At 58.7% G+C, this 22719-nt stretch carries 23 protein-coding genes and 1 tRNA gene; 8 read left to right on the forward strand and 16 right to left on the reverse strand.

What is annotated here, in order from left to right:
* Positions 1 to 2: 2 nt before the first annotated feature.
* From pilM to VJU77_14155, 9 genes are all read right to left on the reverse strand, one after another.
* Positions 3 to 1076, reverse strand: a complete 1074-nt coding sequence (gene pilM, locus VJU77_14115; GenBank protein HKP04483.1) for a pilus assembly protein PilM — start codon at positions 1074 to 1076, stop codon at positions 3 to 5.
* 100 nt (positions 1077 to 1176) lie between these two features.
* On the reverse strand, positions 1177 to 2589 hold the full coding sequence (locus VJU77_14120; GenBank protein ID HKP04484.1) for a TonB-dependent receptor: 1413 nt from the start codon (positions 2587 to 2589) through the stop codon (positions 1177 to 1179).
* A 59-nt stretch (positions 2590 to 2648) separates the two neighbouring features.
* Complete coding sequence (locus VJU77_14125) at positions 2649 to 3404, reverse strand: tetratricopeptide repeat protein (GenBank protein ID HKP04485.1); 756 nt, start codon at positions 3402 to 3404, stop codon at positions 2649 to 2651.
* Complete coding sequence (locus VJU77_14130) at positions 3401 to 5269, reverse strand: BatD family protein (protein HKP04486.1); 1869 nt, start codon at positions 5267 to 5269, stop codon at positions 3401 to 3403. The genes VJU77_14125 and VJU77_14130 overlap by 4 nt, the downstream gene beginning before the upstream one ends.
* Positions 5270 to 5279: 10 nt before the next feature.
* Positions 5280 to 7460, reverse strand: a complete 2181-nt coding sequence (locus VJU77_14135; GenBank protein ID HKP04487.1) for a VWA domain-containing protein — start codon at positions 7458 to 7460, stop codon at positions 5280 to 5282.
* Between the two features lie 64 nt (positions 7461 to 7524).
* Positions 7525 to 8583: a VWA domain-containing protein gene (locus tag VJU77_14140; GenBank protein HKP04488.1), complete on the reverse strand. Its 1059-nt coding sequence runs from the start codon at positions 8581 to 8583 to the stop codon at positions 7525 to 7527.
* Positions 8570 to 9070, reverse strand: a complete 501-nt coding sequence (locus VJU77_14145; GenBank protein ID HKP04489.1) for a DUF4381 family protein — start codon at positions 9068 to 9070, stop codon at positions 8570 to 8572. Before VJU77_14145 ends, VJU77_14140 begins: the two co-directional genes overlap by 14 nt.
* 3 nt (positions 9071 to 9073) lie before the next feature.
* The gene (locus tag VJU77_14150; protein HKP04490.1) at positions 9074 to 10030 is read right to left on the reverse strand and encodes a DUF58 domain-containing protein; all 957 of its coding nucleotides are present in this window, start codon (positions 10028 to 10030) and stop codon (positions 9074 to 9076) included.
* On the reverse strand, positions 10027 to 11013 hold the full coding sequence (locus VJU77_14155; GenBank protein ID HKP04491.1) for a MoxR family ATPase: 987 nt from the start codon (positions 11011 to 11013) through the stop codon (positions 10027 to 10029). Before VJU77_14155 ends, VJU77_14150 begins: the two co-directional genes overlap by 4 nt.
* Positions 11014 to 11194: 181 nt before the next feature.
* On the opposite strand from VJU77_14155, the gene VJU77_14160 reads away from it, so the two are divergent.
* Together VJU77_14160 and VJU77_14165 are read left to right on the forward strand one after the other, a co-directional pair.
* Positions 11195 to 12082 carry a carboxypeptidase-like regulatory domain-containing protein gene (locus VJU77_14160; protein HKP04492.1) on the forward strand — a complete coding sequence of 296 codons (888 nt, stop codon included), beginning with the start codon at positions 11195 to 11197 and terminating at the stop codon, positions 12080 to 12082.
* A complete protein-coding gene (locus tag VJU77_14165; protein ID HKP04493.1) occupies positions 12079 to 14271 on the forward strand; it encodes a tetratricopeptide repeat protein in 2193 nt (730 codons plus the stop codon). Before VJU77_14160 ends, VJU77_14165 begins: the two co-directional genes overlap by 4 nt.
* A 92-nt stretch (positions 14272 to 14363) precedes the next feature.
* On the opposite strand, the gene der is transcribed toward VJU77_14165, so the two are convergent.
* The 7 genes from der to VJU77_14200 form a co-directional block, all read right to left on the reverse strand.
* On the reverse strand, positions 14364 to 15773 hold the full coding sequence (gene der / locus VJU77_14170) for a ribosome biogenesis GTPase Der (protein HKP04494.1): 1410 nt from the start codon (positions 15771 to 15773) through the stop codon (positions 14364 to 14366).
* A gap of 24 nt (positions 15774 to 15797) precedes the next feature.
* Positions 15798 to 16403, reverse strand: a complete 606-nt coding sequence (pgsA, locus tag VJU77_14175; GenBank protein ID HKP04495.1) for a CDP-diacylglycerol--glycerol-3-phosphate 3-phosphatidyltransferase — start codon at positions 16401 to 16403, stop codon at positions 15798 to 15800.
* A gap of 66 nt (positions 16404 to 16469) precedes the next feature.
* Positions 16470 to 17051, reverse strand: a complete 582-nt coding sequence (locus VJU77_14180; protein HKP04496.1) for a type 1 glutamine amidotransferase domain-containing protein — start codon at positions 17049 to 17051, stop codon at positions 16470 to 16472.
* Between the two features lie 93 nt (positions 17052 to 17144).
* Entirely contained in the window at positions 17145 to 17534 is a 390-nt protein-coding gene (locus VJU77_14185; GenBank protein HKP04497.1) for a hypothetical protein, read from the reverse strand.
* A gap of 19 nt (positions 17535 to 17553) precedes the next feature.
* Entirely contained in the window at positions 17554 to 19092 is a 1539-nt protein-coding gene (locus tag VJU77_14190) for a hypothetical protein (protein ID HKP04498.1), read from the reverse strand.
* Entirely contained in the window at positions 19089 to 19478 is a 390-nt protein-coding gene (locus VJU77_14195) for a hypothetical protein (GenBank protein HKP04499.1), read from the reverse strand. Before VJU77_14195 ends, VJU77_14190 begins: the two co-directional genes overlap by 4 nt.
* A 16-nt stretch (positions 19479 to 19494) precedes the next feature.
* Positions 19495 to 20025 carry a peptidoglycan recognition family protein gene (locus VJU77_14200; protein HKP04500.1) on the reverse strand — a complete coding sequence of 177 codons (531 nt, stop codon included), beginning with the start codon at positions 20023 to 20025 and terminating at the stop codon, positions 19495 to 19497.
* 133 nt (positions 20026 to 20158) lie between these two features.
* Between VJU77_14200 and VJU77_14205 the strand changes: the two genes are divergently transcribed.
* The 6 genes from VJU77_14205 to VJU77_14230 all read left to right on the forward strand — a co-directional run bounded on the left by VJU77_14205 (position 20159) and on the right by VJU77_14230 (position 22716).
* Positions 20159 to 20244 (forward strand) — tRNA-Leu (locus VJU77_14205).
* Between the two features lie 40 nt (positions 20245 to 20284).
* Positions 20285 to 20737, forward strand: a complete 453-nt coding sequence (locus tag VJU77_14210) for a hypothetical protein (protein HKP04501.1) — start codon at positions 20285 to 20287, stop codon at positions 20735 to 20737.
* An 18-nt stretch (positions 20738 to 20755) separates the two neighbouring features.
* Positions 20756 to 21322 carry an NAD(P)H-dependent oxidoreductase gene (locus VJU77_14215; protein ID HKP04502.1) on the forward strand — a complete coding sequence of 189 codons (567 nt, stop codon included), beginning with the start codon at positions 20756 to 20758 and terminating at the stop codon, positions 21320 to 21322.
* Between the two features lie 104 nt (positions 21323 to 21426).
* Positions 21427 to 21777, forward strand: a complete 351-nt coding sequence (locus VJU77_14220) for a peptide chain release factor-like protein (protein HKP04503.1) — start codon at positions 21427 to 21429, stop codon at positions 21775 to 21777.
* An 89-nt stretch (positions 21778 to 21866) separates the two neighbouring features.
* Complete coding sequence (locus VJU77_14225; GenBank protein ID HKP04504.1) at positions 21867 to 22052, forward strand: hypothetical protein; 186 nt, start codon at positions 21867 to 21869, stop codon at positions 22050 to 22052.
* 187 nt (positions 22053 to 22239) lie between these two features.
* Positions 22240 to 22716 (forward strand): PH domain-containing protein, encoded by a 477-nt coding sequence (locus tag VJU77_14230; protein ID HKP04505.1) that lies wholly within the window; start codon positions 22240 to 22242, stop codon positions 22714 to 22716.
* Positions 22717 to 22719 lie beyond the last annotated feature (3 nt).

Here is a 22719-nt window from a genome sequence, read left to right on the forward strand (position 1 = left end):
CCTTAGTTTCTCAGGTATTCGAACGCGGCCCCGCAGGCGACATTGAGAGAGACAAATTCATCCGGCAGGGCCTGTCGCTTCTCCGGTGGCAACGCCACTTCGCAGGTCTCGAGCGGGTCCCAGATTTCACAGGGCAATCCCAGCTCATCGCTCAGGGTTTGCAGGATCGTTTCGGTGCGGGCGAGGCCGCCGGAAACAAAAATGCGATGGATGTTCTGCTCGTGCTGCCCTTCAAAGAAGCCGATTGAATTACGGACTTCAGTGGCCAGGCGGGCGAGCGACGCGCGGCAAATATCCGCCATTCCGGCGTCGCCTTCCTGCATCATGAGCCGCGCGGCATTGGCGTCGAGCGCGCCGTCTGCCGTCAAAGCCTGAATTAATGCCTTGCCGCCATAATCGATGCTGCGAACCAGAACGAGTTCCTTCTTGCTGCCGATCAGGACCGTGCTTTGGAGATGGCCCATGTCGAGGAGGAGGAAGGCGTCTTTCGCGAAAGTCTCGGGATAGGCAAACTCGAAGGCATTGAACGAGCAGACCGGCGCCAGTTGAAGGATATCGGCTGCGACCCGCGTCTTGCTGCACGCCTCGGAAATTTGTTTCACGGTCGGGCGCAACATTCCGCCGACCAGATATTTCGTCTTTTCGACCCCGTTAGCGCTGGCAATCGCGTCGGTCGCAACATGGCCATTTGTTCCGTTACCGTTTGGCCCTTCTGCCACGACTGGGGCGCAATCGAGGACGAAATCCTTGCATTCCTGGTTCAGGACCGCGAGGCCATTGAGGCGGAGGGCGTTCCGGAGCAGGTCAATGGGCGTATTCGGCTGCTCGATAATGCGAAGCAGGGATCCGGGATCGGAGACGGCGATGGCGCATCCTTTGGCGCTCCCGCCGAGATCCTTTAACAAGAGCTTCAGCTGCTGGGCGAGTTGTTCCGGGGTGTTGAGTTCTTCCGGGACCTCCCGGGAAGCGTAGCTCGTCAGGACAAATCGTTCGTCACCTTTTCGCTGGAGCAAGACTCCTTTGAAAATGTGCTTTCCGAGATCGATGCCAAAGACAGAGTTTCCGCGCCGCGCCATGGTGGTATTCCTGTCTAAAGCGGGAACCGTGCCGACAAACGCCCTTTTCTACCGCGAAAATACCGCTTCGGGGGAGTGGCCAAAGCAGGAAATTATGGCGCTAATTAGCTGAAAAAGCGCGATATCCGAAGAATTGCCGTTCTTTGATGATTTTCGTTACCTCCGGCGGCACCATCCGTTCCCAGGCTGGGTCGCCGGACTGCAATTTGACGAGCGCGTCCGGCGGATAAATGCGCAGAAACTCCGGGTTATAATCGGTGATTTCCTCGATGAATTCGTTGTCGATCAGGTAGCGATAGAGCGATCGCAGATTGGGCGCGACCTCGAGTTTCCGGGCCGTCACCGGCGCGCCGGTGGTCTCGTCGATCATCGGATAAACATAAAGCTTTAGCCCGCTCTTAAACATGCGGCCGAGCGCTTCCAGGATCCCGCCTTCGAGGTTGAGATAATATTTTTCGTCAAAAATTTCCATCAGGCTCGGCAAACCCATGACGAGGCCAATCACCCGGTTCGTGTAACGCGCCAGGTACGAGGCCAGCCGGAAATATTCGCCGAATTTTGAGATCATGACGGTTCGGCCGAGCGCTCCCAGGATATCCACCCGGGCGAGGAAGTCGGCGTGGTTGAGCTGGCCTTCGGACAGCAGATTTTCGAGGGTCATTTCCATTAGGACAACCAGATCGCTTTCCGAGCAGGCAGAATGTTTGAGAAAGGCGCTCCGCGCGCCGTTCAGCATGTCATTCGTCGCACAGGTGACTGGCCGAAAACTGCCGCGCTCCACCAGGATCGCCTTCTTGTGGAGGATGTCCGCCGCCTGAACCATCTCGCCATTCGCGGTGAAAATAACTGCGTCGGTCAATCCCTGGCTGACGAGCTGAAGGCTCATCAAACGGTTGTCGACTGCGGCATAGGCGGGCCCGGAGAATTTGATCAGGTCGATCTGCATTCGATTGGGCGCCAGGTTTTCCTGGAGCGAGGCAATCAGCTTCTCCGGCTGCGGATGATAGAAGGCGCCAAAGAGAAGATTGACGCCGATGATCCCGAGCGCTTCCTGCTGATCGACGTTCGATTCATCCAGCATCCGGACGTGGATGATAATCTGGCTCGGTTCCCCGCGAGGCTCTTGCTGAAACCGGACCCCGAGCCAGCCGTGGGACTCGTTGTGCTGTTTGAAACTGCGCGCGGCCACGGTGTCCGCGAAAACGAAAAAGGTGCGGAAACCGCCGAGCTTTTCGTTGAGACGCTCGATCAACAAATCGTACTCGTGATCCAGCATGGTCTGGAGGCGATTCCGGCTCACGTAACGGTCGGCCGTGCCGTAAATGGCATCGCTGAAAGTCATGTCGTAGGCGGACATCGTCTTGGCGACCGTTCCCGCCGCGCCGCCCACATGGAAGAATCGGCGGGCGACTTCCTGGCCGGCCCCGATTTCCGCGAACGTGCCGTATTTCTTCGCGTCGAGATTTATCTGGAACGCCTTCTTGTCCGTTCCGATGTCCATTTCCGCCTTCATCGCTTCTCAAGATGCGGACATTCGGCTGCTTGTCATCCGGAGCGAAGCTCGGATTGACGTTAGAGGCGGACCCGCTCGGCGCTCTTGGCGGGAATCCAGCCCCGCAGATCATTCGGCAACGCAGCGTAAATCCAATCGCCGCGTTCGCTCAAGATCTTGATCTCGCTGCCGGGCGGCAACGCCAGGACACTGCTGGCGCTGTCGGCGGTCGCCAGGCGCGCTTCGATATTTTTTCCAGTCACAATCGCGAAGGCGTTTCCTCTCGGTCCGGTCTCCATCCTGTAGAGGGCAAAGCATGCGCCGCTCGAGACCAGAATCGACAAGGCCAGCAAGGCCACCTTGCCGGCAGAGCGCCGGCCCGAAAGAGACAAACGCGTCGCGAAGAAAAGGGCGAACCAAAGCCCAAGAGACGCGGCGATCGAGTATTGCGTCGTCGTTCCTGGCTCGAGATATCGATCGATCCAATTCTTTTTCAATTCCAGCGCGCGCGCTTCTTCGCGCGCCAGAAGCAGGTTCGCTTCCGCTTCCGGATGGTGCGCATCCAGTGCCAGGGCCCGTTCGTAGTTCAGAATTGCCTGGCCGAAATTTCCGGCTCGGAACCAGGCGTTGCCCAAATCGTAAAACAGGTTCGCGCTCCAGCGGCCGGATCGGACGACATTCTGATAGCCGTCGACGGCTTCCTGGAAACGGCCTTCCGCAAAGGCCTGGTTGGCCTTGGTAAAGGTCGGATCTGCTTCGCCCCGTGTTCCAGTTGCCCCCAGGCAGAACACCGCCAAAGCCCCCAGGCTAATCCATGAACCGATTCGCTTCTTCATGCGCGCAAATTCTCGATCAATTCGAGGACTTCTTGCCGGGTCTCCGGCGGGAGCAGACGAATGCCGTTTTGTCCGCCGCTGTAGCGGGCTTCATCGCTTTTTTCGAACAAACGTTGGAGCCGCCGCCGCGTGTCTTCATCCGCGCGGAATGCGGCTGCAGCCGTCTCGGCATCGACCAAATTCGGGTCGACCCCTCGCGCCAGGGCCGTCTTCAACTGCACTGCCCGTGATGCTCTCGAGAAATATTCCTGCGGCGGCACATCTTCTCCGCGCAAACTTCGCTGGAGCGCAGTGGCCTCGGATTGCAAAGCCTCCCGGCGCTGAGCGTCGCGATTACCCAAATGCGCCTGGCGCATTTTCCAGCCGACAAATCCGAGCAGGAAAAGCAACGGGACCAATTGCGCCAGCCAGAACGATCGGCGCGCGAAAAGGGGAGTAAACGATTGCGGCTCCGCCGGAAGCTCGGTGATTTGATTGAGGATCCCCTGTGGTTTTGGACTCGGCGCCGGTGCGGTGGCCGTGGCCGGAGTTGAGGCAGGCGCCTGGTTGGCGGGGCTGGACGGCGCCGGGGCTGGAGCGGCTCCCCCTTCCACCCGAACCGGGATCGCTTCTCCCCGCAGGGTGACGTACTGCTCCTTCACCGGATCGAAATAACTGAAAAGCTGAGCCGGGATTTTGTCTTTTCGCTCGTTCGCGCTAAGGACCGTCTCAAAGGTTTTTATCCCGCTGATCCCAATGTCGTCATCCTGCTTGAATTCGGACGAGGGCGGATATTTGTGCCAGCCCTTCTCGTCTTCGAAGCTCGGGCCCGTCACCCGGTCGAAATTCCCCCGGCCAGTGATCTTGGCCGTGATCGTGAAAGGATCGCCCACCTGGGCGGCCTTCGGCTTGGCGTCCGTCGTCATGGTAAAATTACCGACCGCTCCTCCAAAATCCGGCGGAGCCCCGGGCGGCAATGCTTTCACCTCCAGGGTGACGGCTTCGCTTTTCAGTTTTATTTCCGTGGGCGTGCTCGGCGTGAACATGGGATCGCGAAAAAAATTGTCCATGAACGGGTCGTTCAAATCGAAGAGATCGCGCGGCATGTTTGGATTGCGTGCGGGCGTCCGGGGAATTCGCACAACCGGATTAAGCTGCACCGGACCGATCTCAATCTTCCCGCTTCGTGCCGGGGAGAGCGCGGTCTTGAAGGTGAACGTCTGATACGTTTTTCCACCAATCGTTTCGATGGTTTGCCTGGGCTCGCGCATTTTTTGGGCGGTGAATCCCTGGCCCGTGATTTCGACCCCATTGCCGAGCGATTCCACCGGGGTGCGGACGTTGAATCCCAGCCGTACTACCGCCGGAATCATCTCGCCAACATAAGCGGTCGTCTTGCTCAGGGTGAGCTCCACAAACGCGATCTTGCTTGGATCAATCGACCCGCCAGAGCGATTCGACCGGGGAGACTGCGCGGAGGCGTCCGCCACCTGCAAGGAAAGCTCCGGAGTGCGAAAAGATTCTCCGCCGGCCTGGACGGTGAGCGGCGGAATCTTGAACGTGCCCGCCTTCGTCGGCATGACCGTGTAATTGTAGATGTAACTGTAAGTGAACTGAAAATTGCGGCCCTCGAGCAGCTGCGACTGTCCGCTAAAACGAATGTCGAGCCCGTCCACCGATATTTCGCCAGGCGGTCTCGCGCTGGCCGAGCCACTGACTTTGATTTGAAGCTGCACCGGCTGGCCTACAACCGTCTCCGAATTGGTCAGGACCGCCGTGACGCTCGCGGACGCCGCCAGAAGATGGGCCAGCGGAAGAAACGCCAGGAGCGCCACAAGCGCCAGCCGTGTCGCAGCGGGAAGGGGAATCCATCGGGCGTCTCTCATTTCCGGTACCTTACCAGTCCTTATAGACACGGCGCGCAGCCTTGCGTTCATCGAGCTGGACCCGTTGCTCTTCGTCTTTCATCGATTGCAATAAGAGCTGCGCTTGTTTCTCGCTCATCTGGCCTTCTTTCTCCGGCTCGGCGGGCGCGGCCTCGGCGGTCTGGGGCGGTTGATTTGGCTTTTCTTCGCCTGCTCCCTTTACATCGCCGGATAGTTTCTTTTGCGGCGAGGCGCTGGCGCTCGCGGAAGGCGAAGCGTTCGGTTGGGTTTCATCTCCGGCGCCCGGCGACGGAGAGGGTGATCCCGACTCGTTGGGGGAAGGGGAAGCCGACTCCGAGGGCGACGGAGAGGCGTTCTGGTCATCGCCCGAAGGTGATTTCTGGTCTTTCTCTTGACCTTCGCCTTTGCCCTGGCCGGCTGAGGGGGACGGGCTGGCTTGATTCTGCTCCTGTTGTTGCTGCTGCCGATCGCCACCCGGTGACGGCGAAGGCGTCTCGCCCGCTTTGGGTTCTTCTTTCTTGTTTTTGTCTTCGCTCTTTTCGGATTTCTGCTGGTCCTGTTGGTTCTGTTGATCCTGCTTCTTTTGCTCGTCTTTCTGTTGCTGATCCTTTTGTTGCTGATCTTTCTGCTGTTGGTCCTTCGGTTGATCTTTCTGCTGCTTGTCTTTCTGGGATTGGGGAGGAGGCGACGGTTTTTTCGGAGGCTCTTGTTTCAGGCGCTCAATCTTCTTTTTTACTTCCTCCAGATTGGCCTTCGCCCGTTCATCCTTCGGATCAATTTTGAGCGCCTCCTCGTAATGCGACTGCGCATTCTGCAAGTCCCCCAGAGCCTTCTCATTCGATTGCGCGCGATCCGCACGCTCTTCCAAAGTCCGGCCGATGTTATAATGGCTTTTCTCCTGGAGCGTTTTGTCTTTGGAAAGCAACGAGCGACTGAACCACTCCAGGGCTTTGTTGAAGTCCCCCATTTTGTAGGCGGCCGCCCCGGCATCGAACTCAATTTTGTCGGCCGCGTGGGTGTTCGGATGTTCTTTTAGCGTCTTCTCAAATTCCTGGTAGGCCTCGGTGTATTTGTCGTTACGGTATGCGTCCAGGCCCGGCGACGCGGCCAGGGATGTCCCAGCGAGGATCAGCAAGAGCGCCGCTGCCGCTAGCGCTCGCTTGGGCTCCACTCGGGAAACCGACGGCGCCCGCACTCGTTTTCGTTCTCGCACCAGGTAAGAAAGCGTTAGAGCAATGAGCGCGGCGGCAAGCGGCCATTGATATCGCTCGATCGGTCGCCGCGACATCCGGTCGTCAATCTCGCCCGTCTGCATCTTCGCTAATCCCTCGCTGAAGAGCGTCTTCATCGTTCGCGGCCCATCTTCCAGGTGAATATAGAAGCCGCCCGTGGCCTCCGCGATTTCCTTGAGGCGGCTTTCGTCCAGTCTGGATTTGACGACCTGTCCGTTGCTGTCTTTGACGAACGCGTTCCCTCCGCCCTCGCCGTTAATCGGAATGAGCGAGCCTTCCGGCGTGCCCACTCCGACCGTGAAGATCCGCACTCCCGCATCGGCGGCGCTCCTGGCCGTCTTGACCGCGTCGCCGCTCAATTCTTCGCCGTCAGTGAAAATAATCATCGCGCGATTGCCGATCGCACTTTTCCCGAACGTTCCCACCGCCAGGTCGATCGCGGCCGAAATGTTTGTTCCGCCTTCCGGAATTGTATTCGTATCGAGATCGTTGATCGCCTCGACCGCGGCGCTGTAATCAATTGTCAGCGGCGCCTGGAGAAAGCTGCGTCCCGCGAAGGCCACCAGGCCGACGCGATCGCCCTGGAGTTCGTTGAGCAGATCCTGCATCGCCAGTTTCACCCGCTGGAGACGGCTCGGAGGCACGTCGTTCGAAAGCATGCTGCGCGACGTGTCGGCGGCGAAGATCAGGTCCAGGCCCTTGCGCTTAACATCCTCGTAAATGTAACCCCAGCGCGGTTCCGCCAGCGCCGTGACCAGGAAAGCAACCCCCAGCAGGACGAGAGCAAAGCGAAGCTTGCGGCGCCGCCGGTCCACCGTGCGGGCGAGATCGGGCAGCAGCCGCTCCGACACGAACTCGCGGAGCCGGACCACGGCCCGCCGTTCGCCGCGAGCGAAAATGATCGCTAAAAATGGGACGACGAGCAGAGCCCAGAACCATTGTGGCGCGCCGAAGCTCATACGGTCCACCCGCTCCCTCCGGCCTGAGGGCAGGCCGGCTCCATCGGTTGGTCGGATAAAATTCTCACGGCAATTTCTTCCAAATCGTCTGGGACAACACCAGTTGCGCGATCAGCAGGCCAAGCCCGGCCATGATGAAGGCCGGAAACAGGTCGTTGTATTGCTGGTATTTCTTCACGGAGACCGTCGTCTTCTCCAACTTGTCGATATCGCCAAAAATCTGTTCCAGCGATTTCGTGTCCGTCGCCCGGAAGAATTGGCCATCGGCGATCCTGCTCACCTCCTTCAAACCGGCTTCGTTGAAATGGACCCGCTGATTCTGATAAACAACGTTGCCGAACATGTCGGTCATCGGTTTGCCATTTTGAGGGTTGAACACCGGCGTCGGCGCCACTCCGTTAATGCCGGCGCCGATTGCGTAGAAGTGAATCTTCAGCGCCTTGATGGCCTCGGCCGCGGTATTGGGCGGAATCTTCCCGGTATTATTTTCGCCGTCGGTCAGAAGCACGATCACCCGGCTCTTCGACCGTTTGTCGTTCAGTCGATTGGCCGCGGCCGCCATTCCCGAACCGATGGCCGTTCCATCCTCCACCAGGCCAATCTTGATCCGCTCGAGATTCTTCAGCAGCCAATCGTGGTCCAGCGTCATCGGGCTGACCACATAAGGCCGGCCCGCGAAGGCAATAATGCCAATGCGGTCGTTAGGCCGGCCCTCGACGAACTTGCGCGTGACTTCCCGGATCGCGTCGATCCGCGTGGCCGAGTCGCCGCCAATCGTAAAATCCTTGGTCAGCATCGACCCGGAGACGTCGAGGACCACCATGATGTCGATCCCGCTTGCTTCGACCTGAGTAAGGCTTTTCCCCAGCTGCGGGCGAGCCATCGCAATCGCGAAGAGCGCGAGGCTGAGCAGCAAAAGGGCGCGCAGAAATTGTCCCGCGCGGGCCGCGCTGGTTTTTCCGAGCGAACGAAGTGCCGCGGTTGACGAAAAGGTCAACGCCGCGGCGGGTCCGCTCTTGCCTCGCCAATAAGCCAGCAGGGGAATCGCTGCCAGGAGCAGGAGCAGCCACGGCTGGGCAAACGTGAGGGCGGAGTTGGCCGGGAACCAATCAGGCAGGCTCAAGTTTTCCTCCTTGGACAAACCGGGTTGCCTCTTCCAAAAGCAGTCTCCCGTCTTCGAGCGTGGCGTCGTAGCGAGCGAACTTGATCAAGTCGCAGCGGTTGAGAAAATCCTCCAGCAATGACTTTTCATCCTCGGAAAACGGCGAGGCTTTTGCGATCGCGGTAAGGAACTCGACCGAGGTCTGGCGAGTCACCGGCAAAGCGTATTGTTCCGTTACGTAGCTCCGCAAAATGTCCGAGACGCGGATACTGAATTGGTACGGCGTCATTGATTCCATTTCGCGGCCGATGCGGTCGAGGTTTTGGAGGGCGCGGTCGCGCGCTGACGGTTGGGGCTTGGGACGCAATAAACGTTTTCGGATCCACCAGCCCATCAGGCCGAGAAGAACAAGACCGAGAATGATGCCGCCGAAGACGACCCAGGGCGGCACCAGTGAGTAATCAACCGGTGGCGCAATCTCGTGAATGTCAGCGGCAGCGAAAAACATCCCTTATCTAACCGCCAGCCGGCGCTCTCGTTGTTTGAAAAATGACCGCAGGGCCGGCAGATAATTCTCTCCCGTCCGGAGTGAGATCGCGTCGATATGATTGCGCCGGAGAAGATGATTGAGATCGGCGCGGCGGGTCTCGGCCATCGCATTGAAGCGCGCGCGCGTGGCGCGATCCGCGGTATTGATCTCGATTTGTTCGCCGGTTTCGGCGTCCTCAAGGGTAATTATTCCCACGTTGGGCAGCTGCTCTTCCCGCTGATCCTGGATATGGACGGCGATGAAATCATGCCGTCGCCCGCTCACGGCGAGTTCGCGCGAAAAATCGCCCGCTTGAAAATCGGAGACAAAGAAAACCACGGCGCGCCGGGTCACGACCTTGTTCAGATAATCCAGCGCCAGGGAAGGGGCGGTTCCGCGTCCCTTCGGTTGGAAGAACAGGATTTCGCGGATGATGCGCAGAGTGTGCGACCGCCCTTTTTTCGGCGGGATAAAGAGCTCCACCCGATCGCTGAAAAGGAGAAGACCGACCTTGTCGTTGTTTCGAATCGCGCTGAAGGCGAGCAGGCAGGCGACCTCCGCGGCCAGCTCGCGTTTTGACTGGGAGACGCTGCCGAAATTTCCAGACGCACTCACGTCCACCACCAGGACGACTGTCAGCTCGCGTTCTTCCGTGAACTTTTTCACGAACGCGGTCCCGAGGCGCGCCGTCACGTTCCAATCGATCGCGCGAATTTCGTCCCCCGGTTGATATTCCCGGACGTCCTCGAAGTTCATTCCGCGACCTTTGAAGACGCTGTGGTAATCGCCCGCGAAGATGGTCTGGACGAGGCCCTTGGTCTTGATTTCGAGCGCTCGGATTTTCTTTAGAATCTCCGCCGGCGTCTTTTTGTCGTCATCGCGAGCGGATCCCGCTTTGGCGGGAGCAGTCGAGGGACCCATGTTCACGCCCCTGCTCACGGCACCGGCAATCCCGCGAAAATGCGATCGACGATCGTCTCGCTCGTAATCGTCTCGGCTTCGGCTTCGTAACTGACGATAATGCGATGCCGCAGGACATCGGTGCCGATGCTCTTCACGTCCTGCGGGGTGACGTAGCCGCGGCCGTTCAGGAAGGCGTGCGCGCGGGCCGCCAGCGCCAGGTAAATGGTGGCGCGCGGTGAGGCCCCGTAACGAATCAGCCCTTCCAATTTCAAGTTGTAGGAAGCCGGGTCTCGCGTCGCCCAGACAACGTCCACGATGTAGTCCTTCACCCGGTCGTCGATGTAGATTTCGTTCACCACCGAACGCGCGGCGATAATCTGTTGCGGATCGACTACCGGTGTGACGTTCAGGTTCGGTGCGGACGTCGCCATCAAATCCAGAATCAGGCGTTCCTCGGTCTTGTGCGGATATCCGATGTGCAATTTCAGCATGAAGCGGTCGAGTTGCGCTTCCGGGAGTTGATAGGTTCCCTCCTGTTCGAGCGGATTCTGCGTCGCGAGGACCAGAAAGGGATCGGAAAGTGGATACGTCGTTTCTCCGATGGTCACCTGACGCTCCTGCATTGCCTCCAGCAGCGCGCTTTGGACTTTGGCCGGCGCGCGGTTGATTTCGTCGGCCAGGATCAGGTTCGAAAAGAGCGGTCCGAGCTTGGTCGTAAACTCGCCGGTGCGCGGATTGTAAATGAGGGTGCCGATCAAATCCGCGGGCAACAGGTCGGGAGTAAATTGGAGACGCTGGAAACCGGTTTGAATGCAGGCGGCCATCGTCTTGACGGTGAGGGTCTTGGCCAGGCCGGGAACGCCTTCGAGCAGGATATGGCCGTTGGCGAGCAAACCGAGCAAAAGCCGGTCAACCAGGTATTTCTGGCCGATCACGACGTGACCGATTTGCTCGCGCAGCGGTGAAATCCATTGGCCTAATTCCTGAACCTGCTGCGTGATTTCCTGCGTCGATTTCATAAGAAGAGTGAGACAGGTACGGCGGGAAGATCGTTCGATCAAACTCAGCCTGACGGGACGTGCTCCCTTGCGCCCCTGATTTCTGCCGGCTTGGCATGGGCGGCGCAGCGATTAGTCAATTGGAACCTGACGAGAAAGCTTGAATTTCGACGAGGCGATTAGGCAGAATCGCGCTCGCAGTATGACTCCTCAGAAACGCGCCTCGCGCCAAGCGCATTCTCCTCAAGCGCAGCCGGGCTCGATCACGGCGCGCTGGGACGCGGCAATCATCCTGTATGCGCTGATTGCGCTGGTTAGCTTCGCGTGCGGCGTAGCTCTGCTCGGGCTCATGGTATGGAAAGCGGACCGGTTAGTTTCTCTCGGGCTTACTGGGAATCTCTATTACATCGTTTTGCTGCCGCTCGGCCTCAGCGCTGCCGCATTTCTGTTCGGAGTTCTGAAGTCGTACGCTCGGTTTCGCGGGCGGTACTTCAACGGCGTTCTCGAACTTGGCGGTCCGGTGGTCGGCTTCGCGCTTGTGGTCATCGGCGGCTTTGTTCTCGTGAAGAGTCCGGACACATTTCCTCTCACCGTCTTTGTGCACGGAGATGCTGGCCGACAGGATGTGGCACTGCGAAACTCCGGACACGTCGTCCTGGACCTGGGACCTGACCGGCGGCGCGAACCAATCGGCGAGAATGGACAGGCCTATTTTCCTGCCGTTCCCGCAGCGTTTCGCGGACAGCCAGTACTTGCGTCGGTTGAGTCTGATTCGTACGAGCCAGTCAAACCGGGCGAGATGCAGCGACTTGATAGCTCGCGCATCTACCTCCCCGTTCGCAAGAAATCAGCTGTGATCTCGGGACGTGTGCAAGACCGAGACGGTAACCCGATCCCAGGCGCGAGCCTGTCAATCGCTGGTATCTCAGCGACCAGCGACGCCGCAGGACGATTCGAGTTTGCGCTTCCAGGTCCGCGCGTGAAGCCGGAGCTAGAGTTGTACACCACTGCCAGTGGCTATAAGCCCACCAGTCACATAGTCACTGCGGGGAAAAATGAAATTACGGTCGTTCTCACAGCTGCGCCATGAAGACGGTGTACCGCCGTTTGTACCTCGGATTTCTTTTGCTCACGGCGGCTACGGCGGAAGGCGCTGTGCTTAAAGGCATCGTCATCGAGAATGAGCTTGGCGGCCCGCCTCTGGAGAATGTTGAAATCAGCGCTGCCAGTGGAGGTAACCCGACCGTGTCGCATAGCAACGGCGCCTTCGCTCTGGAATTCCCGAGTTTTCATCCAGGGGACAGGGTTCGCGTCGTCGTTAAGAAAAGTGGGCACGTCGTCGTCAACGACGTCCAATTGGAACAGGCGCTTCCCGCAAATCCTGACGCTACTCCGTTGACCATTCTCCTCTGCAAAGAAGGGGTTCGTGAAGAGATGGCAAGCCGCTTCTATCGCTTGAAGTCCCTCGAAGCGATCCGCCAACGGTATGAAGAGGAGCTGGCGAAGCTGCAGGAACAGCAGCACGAGAACGTTGAAGCGCTTTCACGGCTCGCCCAAGAGCGTCATCGAGCGATTGCCGCAGCCCAGACCACGGCTGAGCAACTCGCTAAGGTTAACCCGGAAGAAAGCTCGCAGCTTTATCGCGAAGCGATGCGGCTCTTCCTCGAAGGAAAGATCGACCGAGCGCTCAACGTCCTCGATGAGGAGAAGCTGCGCCGTGCGACGACCGCTGTCGCTAAGAAAAGAGAAGAAGCCGACAAGCAGCTCGCCGAGCTGGTCCAAGCATGGCTACTCAAAGCGCAACTTCTCACTACGCAGTTCCGTTTCAAAGAGGCTGAGGACACGCATGCCAGTGCGCTTTCTGCCGCCCCGGAAAGCTTTGAGGCGAATTTCGCGTTTGCTCTGTTTAACCACGAGCTAAACCGCTTCGACAAAGCGAATGAAGCCTACGCGCGCGCCCTTGGTATTGCGCAGCGACAGGAGACTGTCTCGAAGGTGGCGATGACGCTGAACAATCTCGGCGTTCTGCACCGCGCCCAGAATCGGATGGAGGAGGCGCGCAAGGCCCACGAAGAATCGCTTAAGATTCGCCGTGCGCTGGCGGAGAAGAACCCCGATACCTATCTCCCGGACGTGGCGAAGACGCTGAACAATCTCGGCGTCCTACACCGCGAGCAGAATCGGATGGAGGAGGCGCGCAAGGCCTACGAAGAATCGCTCAAGATTCGCCGCGCACTGGCGGAGAAGAACCCCGATACCTATCTCCCGGATGTAGCGAACACGCTGAACAATCTCGGCGTTCTGCACAGCGACCAGAATCGGATGGAGGAGGCGCGCAAGGCCTATGAAGAAGCGCTCAAGAGCTACCGCGCACTGGCGGAGAAGAACTCCGATACCTATCTCCCGGATGTAGCGATGACGCTGAACAATCTCGGCGTTCTGCACCGCGCCCAGAATCGGATGGAGGAGGCGCGCAATGCCTACGAAGAATCGCTCAGGAGCTACCGCGCACTGGCGGAGAAGAACCCCGATGCCTATCTGCCGGATGTGGCGATGACGCTGAACAATCTCGGCAACCTGCACAGCGACCAGAATCGGATGGAGGAGGCGCGCAAGACCTACGAAGAATCGCTCAAGATTGGCCGCGCGCTGGCGAAGAAGAACCCCGATACGTATCTGCCGGATGTGGCGAAGACGCTGAACAATCTCGGCGTCCTGCACCGTGACCAGAATCGGATGGAGGAGGCGCGCAAAGCCTACGAAGAATCGCTCAAGATTCGCCGCGCACTGGCGGAGAAGAACCCCGATACCTATCTGCCGTATGTGGCGAACACGCTGAACAATCTCGGCGTTCTGCACCGCGCCCAGAACCGGATGGAGGAGGCGCGCAAGGCCTACGAAGAATCGCTCAGGAGCTACCGCGCACTGGCGGAGAAGAACCCCGATACCTATCTGCCGGATGTGGCGATGACGCTGAACAATCTCGGCGTTCTGGACCGCGACCAGAATCGGATGGAGGAGGCGCGCAAGGCCTACGAAGAAGCGCTCAAGAGCTATCGCGCGCTAGCGGAGAAGAACCCCGACACTTATCTGCCGGATGTGGCGATGACGCTGAACAATCTTGGCAATCTGCGCCGCGATCAGAATCGAAAGGAGGAGGCACGCAAGGCTTTCATTGAGGCCTTGGACATCTACACGAGATTTGCGAAAAGGGACCCCGACCAGTACTCAAGTCGCGCCGCGCTGGTGAAAAACAACCTGGAGGCGCTTGGGCATTGACCAAGGTCCGTATTCGAGCATCTACCCGCGCTTGGAACCTGGACGCGCGGAAGAGCTTCCCTCCGAGGACGCAAGATTGGCGCGCCGAAGTCCTAGCGGCCTGAGGGCAGGCCGCTTCCAGATTCGCTCCTTGCGCGACAGCTCAGAAGAAGGGGCAATCCTGGGTAGGGTTCGGCGGCGCGGATCCGGCGCTCGAGATAGCGCGCGTAGGTATCGCTGAGAAGGCCCGGTTGATTTACGAACAGAACAAACTTAAGCGCCTCGAGCGTCGCGTCATCTTCGCCCCGGGCCTGGGCGGCATAAAACAGTTTCAAGCGCCGGGTCCCGATCATCGGCGGTGGATTTTCTTCGAAAGCCGCGCGCAACAGCCGGTTCAGGACGCCCGTTCCGATGCGCTTGCCGGCAGCGCGCCGAACCCGCGTGATAAGGCGAAAAAGTTGATCGACGTTTTCGCCGGTCAAGGCGGAGGCCACCAGCACCGGGGCATACTCGAGAAAGAAAAGATCTTCGCGGGACCCCGCGACGATTTGATCGATCGCTGCTTTCGCGCCCCGTGGCGGTTTCACCTGGTCCCATTTGTTGAGGACAATCAAACAGGGCTTTTCCGCCTTCTGAATCAGACCGGCGATCTTCTTGTCCTGGCCGGTCACGCCGCTGGTCAGATCGATCACGAGCACGCAGAGGTCCGCGCGCCGGATTGTGCGTTCGGCGCGCATCACACTGAAGACCTCGACGGAAGTCGAGTGCTTGCTCCGGGGACGCATCCCGGCGGTGTCGATGAGGAGAAACTTCTCACCCTCGCGTTCGTAAAAAACGTCGACGGCGTCGCGGGTGGTCCCGGGCAAATTGCTGACGATCGTGCGTTCGTCGCGCAGGATGGAATTGATCAGCGACGACTTGCCGGCGTTCGGCCGACCGACAATCGCGAGAGCGATCGGATTTTCGATTTTCGAATTTCGATTTTCGATTGGAGAGGCAGGCGACGCGGGAAGGAGCGAGTCGATTGTTTCCAGAAGGCCAGAGATGCCGCGGCCGTGGGCGGCGCTGATGGGAATGGTCGTGTCAAAACCCAGGCGAAGGAAATCCGTTTCCAGGTTCTCGTGCTTTTCGTGATCGATCTTATTGACGACGAGAACGACCGGTCTTTTCGATTTCCGAAGGAGCCGCGCCAGTTCCTGGTCGATCGGGGTGAGTCCGTCCTGCGCGTCCACGACAAAGAGAATCACGTCGCTCTCCCGCATCGCGGTGTCGGCTGCGGCGCGCACCGGCGCCGTCAATTCGGTTTCCCCCGCGCCGCCAATTCCGCCCGTATCCCACACCGTAAACGGCCTGTGGCCCTTCCGGCAGGGCGCGGCCAGGCGATCGCGGGTAATGCCCGGCTGATCGTGAACGATGGCGATGTTGCGGCCGGCGAGGCGGTTGAAGAGCGCCGACTTGCCGACGTTGGGCCTTCCCACGATGGCGACGGTGCCCACGCTGTCCGTGGCAGATTTGGAGTCCATGGCTTTGCTGGCTGCGGTCGCGCGTCAACTCAACTTCGCGTTGGCGTGGCCCTGGGCCGATAACTGTCGCACGCCATCGCGAACGTAAATCATGCCAGAAACCAGGGTGAAAACGCCTGCCGCCACCACCACATAAAGCAGCGGCGGAACGCGCAGCTGCAACATCACCCAGGCGATCGCCGCCATTTGGAGGACCGTCGCCACTTTTCCGGTCCAGCTCGGCCGGACCCGCACCGTTCCGTTCAAAATGTGGAGCACCGCGCTTCCCACGAGAATCACCACGTCGCGCGTGATCACGAGCACGGGAAACCAGACGGGAAACTTCCCGTAATGCGGATCGATCTGGCTCCAGTTGCTGATGCTAAGGGTGATAATTCCGCTGAGGAGGAGGCCCTTGTCGGCGATCGGATCGAGGATCATGCCGAGGGAGCTGCGCTGATTGTAGCGGCGCGCGACATAACCATCGAGGCCGTCGCTGATGGCGGCCAGCAAAAACACCGCGATGGCGGTGAATCGCATCCAATCCTGTGGGTTACCTTCCTGGATGCTTCCCCCGTAATAGATCGCGAGCGTGACGAACACCGGGATCATCAGGATCCGGATCACGGTAATTTTGTTGGCGGTCGTCATGGGCAGATCTCGCGATCATCGAAAACTTGGAGGACGCGCCGCCTGCGATGCAAGGCAATTTGCCCGCTACGTTTCCAGCTGAGTCGCGGCCGGAGATTTCGCGGCGTGGCGCCCTTCGCAAAACTCTTCGATCATCTTTTCGTTGAAGGCAGGAATGTCGTCCGGCTTTCGGCTGGTGACGAGTCCATTATCCACGACCACTTCATTATCGACCCAGTTGCCACCGGCATTTCGAACGTCGGTTTTGATCGCCGGCCACGAAGTAAGGGTCCGTCCGCGCGCGACCCCGGCATCGATCAACACCCAGGGCCCATGGCAAATCGCGGCGACCGGTTTGCCCTCGCGAAAGAAATGGCGAACGAACTCCAGCGCTTCCTCGGTCGAACGCAACGTGTCCGGATTCATCAAGCCGCCGGGAATCATGAGCGCGTCGAAATCCTCCGGCTTCGCCTCCGCCAACGTCAAATCAACCGGAACAGTCTCGCCTTTATCGGCGTGGTTCATTCCCTGGATCTTGCCCGACTTGATCGAAACCACGCTGGTCTTCGCGCCCGCCTCTTCCAGCGCTTTCTTCGGCTTCGTCAGCTCGACTTCTTCAAAACCGTCCGCCGCCAGGATCGCGATTTTCTTTCCCGTTACTTTTCCCATGGTGTTTACCGGTACAACGAGGGAAGGAGTTCGATCGGATGCAACGAAACGATACAACCGGCTCTGACCACAGCCCTTTCGTAGAGCGCTGCTCTAGGTGTGGTCGAACGGATTGACCGGCGCGAGCGTCGAACCGGTTGGGCCAGCCGGCGTGGAAGTCGTTTTGGGACCGCCCGATTCTTTGCGCATGAAGCCCTCGATAAAATCGGCCCCGGCGTAGCCTGCCGTGATCAGAATCATCACCGTTTGCTTGTTGAAGACCGGGTTATCCCACATTGCGATCGAAGCGAGACCGCCGGCGACCGCGCCAAGGATCAAACTTACCATCAGCTGTTTTCCATCGAAACAGGCTGAGAACGGGATGTTTTTGGCCTGGGCTTCGTCAGAAGTTTTTTTCAAGCCAATCACCATTCGGGCGACCTGTCCGATCGCACCGAGAAGCAGACTTAGAGCAACATAACTGAGGGCGTTATTTGAATTCACGAGTATTCCTTTCGTCGTTCTAGAATCCGCTGGTGAGCTGCGGCTTATCGGACGTTCCGAATCGTAGCCCGCTGACTACAAATAGTTGTTCGCCTGTCGGCGAGTCGCCGAAGTCCTGGCCGAGAGCAAGAGTCAGCCACAGGTTCTCGGCAATTTTCCGTTCGATGTTACCGCCGAGCCGATAGGCGCTGTCTCTGCCGTGCGCGTCGGACCATGTCCGGAAATAGGCGCCTTCGAACGACGCGTTAAAGTCCGGCGAACCAAAACGGAGCCGGGCTCCGACGGTGAAGGTGTCCTGGCGAAAGAATACTTTTGCGTCCGAGGGCTCGGCGACATTCTCGAAGTTTCGATAGCGCGCGTTGACGATGAGCTGCGCCTTATTCTCCAACGCTTGCATTCCTTCGAACCCGTATGCGAACGAACTCCAGACGGTCGCTCCGTCCCACTTAAGTTCATTGGCATCGCCCGTGGCGGTGATCCAGGTCGGAGCAGCGGCGACGATCCAACTGCTTTTCGCCCAGGACTTCTTTCGAATCTCTGCCACCCGGGCCTGGAGATCCTTTTCGTAAGCGTTGAGGGATTTCGTATATGCGTCCATCTGATCTTGAACTTGGCCAAACGGATTGAGCGGTGGCGGGCGATGATCGACAAAATTCTTAGTGTAAAGATTCGCGATGTCCTCGTTGAGTCTGGGGTCGCCGTTATCCCAGAGGGTAATATTAACTCCGGCGGCCAGTCGCAACGCCTTGTCATCGGTCGTGGCCTTGGCGGTTCCGATCGAAAGCTGGGTGTTATAAAGAATGCGCGTCAGCGGATGATTCTTGTATTCCGGCAAGGTCGTCTCCTGGCCCGCGAGGATTTGGTAAGGAGCAACGTCGATGGCCACACCGGATTGCAGTTTCCCATCTTTATCTACGCCGTTGAGCAAAGCAGTTCCGAATTCTCGCACCGACGCGGGACGAGTCACGGTTTCCGGACTGATGCCCAAAGCCGTGAATGCCGGCGATTCGGGAATTGATCGGTCAAGGTTCCAGTCCTTCAGCTTTGTTTGAAGTTCGACCTGTTTCTGATCCGCCGCCGGTGGAGGGGAAGAAACAGCGGTTATTTGGTCTGTCGGGGTCTCCGCCTTTTGGACTCCGTTCGCATTCACGGTCGCCAGGGTGGTAGTGCGCTCCAGGATCGGTTTTGAAAAATTTGCCTTAACCTTTTCGGTCCGATTTTCGATCGGTGTCGAAACTGGCGTGACCGCCGCTACCTTCGCTTGCGACGCCGCGAAGACATCGAAATGCCCGGAGCGCGGCGCAATCAGGGATTCCTTGGGAAACGTCCAGACGGCGGTCTCGCCGTCCACCGTCATCGAATATTGACCGGTTCCGACGGGATGCCGGTTGAGCGGAATTTTAATCTGGATCTGACCGCTTGAGTTTGAACTGACGTGAACTTGGTCGCCCGCGGCGTCGTAATCAATCGAACCGATCGAGTCCGCGGCCCGGATAAGACAAAGCGGCAGGAGACCGGCTGCGAGAGCAAACAGAATCCGTCGGTACGAGGCACTCATCCTATTGTGAAGGTGCAGATGATGACGACGTATTCGAACGGTCCGCTGAACTGCCCCGCGGCCTTCGGCTCCACGTCATAGGTCGTGACCAGCTGGTTGTTCTGGTAGAACCCGCATTTTACCGAGAACGGCCCTTTCGATGCGGGATCGAACGGACGAACAACTCCCTGCCAGACGAGCCGCCGCGTCACCAACTCAGCCGGAGAATGTCGAAGCGAGAATCGATTAGTCTGCTGTGTCCCGTCGTTCGAGCCGATAATTTCGTAATGCGTCGGCGAATCCCACAGGTAGATATCGTAACCGCCCCAGTTGGCGTTTCCGAAAATGGTGAGAATGTCCGGACTTCCGCCGTTCGCTGACAGGGTAATCTGGCTTTGGGCTAACATAGGTAGGGGTGGGGGGTTAGACGTTTTTGTCCACCCACGCCGCGATTGTGGGCTGCGAATGCTTCGCTCCGAAGAGTTTGTCCGGGCAGCTTGTTCCTCCAGGCAAATTGTAGCCCGGCGTGAAATCGTGTCCGAACACCCTCGCCCGGGGAATGTCGTACTGTTGGAGCAGCCAGCGAATAAGCGCCGCGGAAGCAGCCGCCTGCTCCTCGGTCAGGACATCGGTCTCTTTCCCCACGTGCTCAATGCCGATCGAGCTCTCGTTCGCGCCGCGGCAATGATTGGCCCGCTCGCTGTCTTCCACCATTTGGTAGATGTCGCCGTTCCGATCGATCACGTAATGGGCCGAAACCTGGCGCCCGACCGCGTTCTGGAATTCCGCCAGGGTGCTATTCAACGATGCTTCGGTGCAATGGAGGACCACCTTGTCGATCCGCGCTCCGTTACGCGATGAATGGTTGGGGCTCGCGATGAATTGCTTGATCGGCGGCTTTGCGTGTTCGTTGCTGCTGCCGTGACCGGGACGCTCAGATGGGGAGTTTGCCATTGGAGGGGTGATTTGGTTGCAAGAAACTACGGAAGGGTTGGGAAGAAGTTCTTAAATAATTCTGGCCGAACGGCGACGCCCGGGCAATTTCGCTTGGCCTGGCGTGAGACTCTCCTTAGCGTAGGGCGCAGCCGCCGATGTGGCGAAATGGCAGACGCAACGGACTTAAAATCCGTTGGGCTTAAACGGCCCGTGCCGGTTCGAGTCCGGCCATCGGCATGACCAGCGCAGGCCTGACTTGAAAAATGAAACAATCACCATGCTAGACTTCCTTCGACGGAACCGGTTTGTCCGCAAGATGATGGCCCTTGGCGTTTCCCTGACGGGAGGCCTTTTGCTCGTTTCCGCGGTTTTGGCCAGGCCCGTCGAACCAGGTCCGGAGGCAGATGGCATGTACACTTGCCGGAGAATCGTGATTATCCTAAAGCCCAAAGTCGCGGTCGATATGACCGATTTGGGCACTTTGGAATTGCATGGCAAAACCTACCGGACCGCGAGCAAGGGCGACCCGATTGACTCCCGCGAGTTTATCTCATTTACGTCGGACGCGAACGGTCACCTCACCTGGAGCAACTCGTTTGTCTGGGTCAGCGCCATGGGGGCCATCCACCAAAGCGTCTATTTCCTCAAGCATGGCAAAGTTCCGACGATTGACATTCGATATAGCGACGACCACGAGGAAAGGCAGATGATTTGTAGCAAAAGCAACTGATCTGATGGAGCTGAGAACATGACCGACAAACCACTCTATATTCCCATCATTCTCGGGACCGCCCGGCAGGGCCGGCAGAGCGAGCACGTCGCGAATTTTCTTCTCAGTGAGATGAAGAAACGGCCGGAGATCGAAACCGAGGTGATCGATGTCCGGCAGCTCAAGATGACGCTCGATGACGCGGGCGAAGAGATGAAAGACCCGGAGTACGCGAAGAAGATGACGCGGGCGGACGGGCTGGCGATCGTGGCGCCGGAATACAATCACGGATACCCCGGACTTTTGAAGCACGCGCTCGACATGTGCCTCGAGGAATACATCCATAAGGTGGTTGGCTTGGTCGGCGTTTCGGCGGGGCCCTTCGGCGGGTCCCGCGTGATCGAGCAATTGGTGCCGGTGGTTCGCGAGCTGGGGTTGGCCGTTACCTTCACGGACGTGAATTTCAGCCGGGTCCGCGACGCCTTCGATGAACAGGGAAAGTTGAAAGACGAAAAGTATGTCGGACGCGTGGCGAAGTTTTTGAACGAGCTGGTCTGGATGGCGCGCGTTTTCCGGCACGGCCGGGAGAATATTCCCCCGCTGTAGAATCGGAGCTATTTAGCCCGCGAATGAACGCGAATTGACGCGAATGGATTCGGCACTGCAGTTATTCGCGCTTATTCGCGTTCATTCGCGGGCCCACAAAGGCAATGCCACTCCGCGAGGCTGATCTGGAGGAAACCTTCGCCCGTTCGGGCGGACCGGGCGGGCAAAACGTCAACAAAGTCTCGACGGCGGTGACGCTTCGCCATCGGCCCACTGGCCTCAGCGTGACCGTCCAGGATTCGCGGTCGCAAGCCCAGAACCGCAAACTCGCTCGTGAGCGTTTGGCGGAAATGGTGGAGCGTCGTGACCAGGCGCGGCGCGCCGCGGAAGTCTCGCGCCGGGAAAAGATCCGCCGCCAGCGTTCGCCCCGGCCACGGGCCCTGAAAGAGCGCATCCTGGAATCGAAACGGCGTCGTTCGAAAACGAAAAAATTGCGTTCCCGCTTCGAAGATTAAGGCGGGGAAATCAAAAAAATCTTCGCTCGAAATACATCTGGCCGAAGAACCTGCGCCGAATCGTCCTTGAAGGAACAACACTCCAACTTATGAAAAAGCTTATCATTCTTACTCCGTTAGTTTTGGTCGCTTCGGTGCTTCTGACTTCGTGCACCACCGTCGTGGAAAAACCAGCGCCAACTACCACCACTACCACTACGCAGTCGACCACGACGAAGAGGACTCCTGCAACCACCACGGACAGCAGCACGACGGTTCGGTCGACCAATTACTAGATCGCTTCCAGCGACAACCAAATCGGGAAGGGGACGCGCGAAGGCGTGTCCCTTTTCTTTTGGTAGGGACGGCGCGCTGCGCCGTCCGGACCCCGCTCTTGTGGTAGTGATTTGAGTTTGGCTAATCGGGAATGACTGTCCTAAATTGAGAGCGTTATGGGTGCGCCCAGCCGCAAGGAATTCCCTCATGAAAAGCTACAAAGCCCCGTGGAGTATTTCCCTCATCGTCCTTTCCTCAATCGCCACTCTTGTCTGTATCGGTGTCGCGGTGGGGGTTCTATCGACCGGCCGGGAGCGTCCCATCTGGGCCGCAATGCTTCCGCTTGCCATTATTGCCGGCAGCGCGCTCTTTACGATTCGCGGATACACCGTCACGGGAGACGCCGTTTTGATTCATCGGCTCTTTTGGACAACCCGCTTGCCGCTGGCCGGGTTGCAGTCGGCGCAGTTTGAGCCGGATGCCATGGCTCGCAGCCTCCGCACGTTCGGCAACGGCGGTCTGTTCTCGTTTACCGGCTTCTACTGGAACAAGATGTTAGGCGCCTACCGGGCGTTCGTGACGGACCCGCATCGGACCGTGGTCCTGCGATTTGCGGCCCGAAAGGTGGTCGTTTCGCCTTCCGCCCCCGACGATTTTGTCCAACAGATTGCGGCTGCGAGTTGATCT

Source organism: Chthoniobacterales bacterium (assembly GCA_035274845.1).
GTDB lineage: Bacteria > Verrucomicrobiota > Verrucomicrobiia > Chthoniobacterales > UBA10450 > AV80.

Excerpts from the sequence above, each read along its gene's own strand:
- pilM (HKP04483.1), bottom strand. The coding sequence starts at position 1,076 with ATGGCGCGGCGCGGAAACTCTGTCTTTGGCATCGATCTCGGAAAGCAC.
- VJU77_14120 (HKP04484.1), bottom strand. The coding sequence starts at position 2,589 with ATGAAGGCGGAAATGGACATCGGAACGGACAAGAAGGCGTTCCAGATA.
- VJU77_14125 (HKP04485.1), bottom strand. The coding sequence starts at position 3,404 with ATGAAGAAGCGAATCGGTTCATGGATTAGCCTGGGGGCTTTGGCGGTG.
- VJU77_14130 (HKP04486.1), bottom strand. The coding sequence starts at position 5,269 with ATGAGAGACGCCCGATGGATTCCCCTTCCCGCTGCGACACGGCTGGCG.
- VJU77_14135 (HKP04487.1), bottom strand. The coding sequence starts at position 7,460 with ATGAGCTTCGGCGCGCCACAATGGTTCTGGGCTCTGCTCGTCGTCCCA.
- VJU77_14145 (HKP04489.1), bottom strand. The coding sequence starts at position 9,070 with ATGTTTTTCGCTGCCGCTGACATTCACGAGATTGCGCCACCGGTTGAT.
- VJU77_14155 (HKP04491.1), bottom strand. The coding sequence starts at position 11,013 with ATGAAATCGACGCAGGAAATCACGCAGCAGGTTCAGGAATTAGGCCAA.
- VJU77_14160 (HKP04492.1), top strand. The coding sequence starts at position 11,195 with ATGACTCCTCAGAAACGCGCCTCGCGCCAAGCGCATTCTCCTCAAGCG.
- VJU77_14165 (HKP04493.1), top strand. The coding sequence starts at position 12,079 with ATGAAGACGGTGTACCGCCGTTTGTACCTCGGATTTCTTTTGCTCACG.
- der (HKP04494.1), bottom strand. The coding sequence starts at position 15,773 with ATGGACTCCAAATCTGCCACGGACAGCGTGGGCACCGTCGCCATCGTG.
- pgsA (HKP04495.1), bottom strand. The coding sequence starts at position 16,403 with ATGACGACCGCCAACAAAATTACCGTGATCCGGATCCTGATGATCCCG.
- VJU77_14180 (HKP04496.1), bottom strand. The coding sequence starts at position 17,051 with ATGGGAAAAGTAACGGGAAAGAAAATCGCGATCCTGGCGGCGGACGGT.
- VJU77_14190 (HKP04498.1), bottom strand. The coding sequence starts at position 19,092 with ATGAGTGCCTCGTACCGACGGATTCTGTTTGCTCTCGCAGCCGGTCTC.
- VJU77_14195 (HKP04499.1), bottom strand. The coding sequence starts at position 19,478 with ATGTTAGCCCAAAGCCAGATTACCCTGTCAGCGAACGGCGGAAGTCCG.
- VJU77_14200 (HKP04500.1), bottom strand. The coding sequence starts at position 20,025 with ATGGCAAACTCCCCATCTGAGCGTCCCGGTCACGGCAGCAGCAACGAA.
- VJU77_14210 (HKP04501.1), top strand. The coding sequence starts at position 20,285 with ATGCTAGACTTCCTTCGACGGAACCGGTTTGTCCGCAAGATGATGGCC.
- VJU77_14215 (HKP04502.1), top strand. The coding sequence starts at position 20,756 with ATGACCGACAAACCACTCTATATTCCCATCATTCTCGGGACCGCCCGG.
- VJU77_14220 (HKP04503.1), top strand. The coding sequence starts at position 21,427 with ATGCCACTCCGCGAGGCTGATCTGGAGGAAACCTTCGCCCGTTCGGGC.
- VJU77_14225 (HKP04504.1), top strand. The coding sequence starts at position 21,867 with ATGAAAAAGCTTATCATTCTTACTCCGTTAGTTTTGGTCGCTTCGGTG.
- VJU77_14230 (HKP04505.1), top strand. The coding sequence starts at position 22,240 with ATGAAAAGCTACAAAGCCCCGTGGAGTATTTCCCTCATCGTCCTTTCC.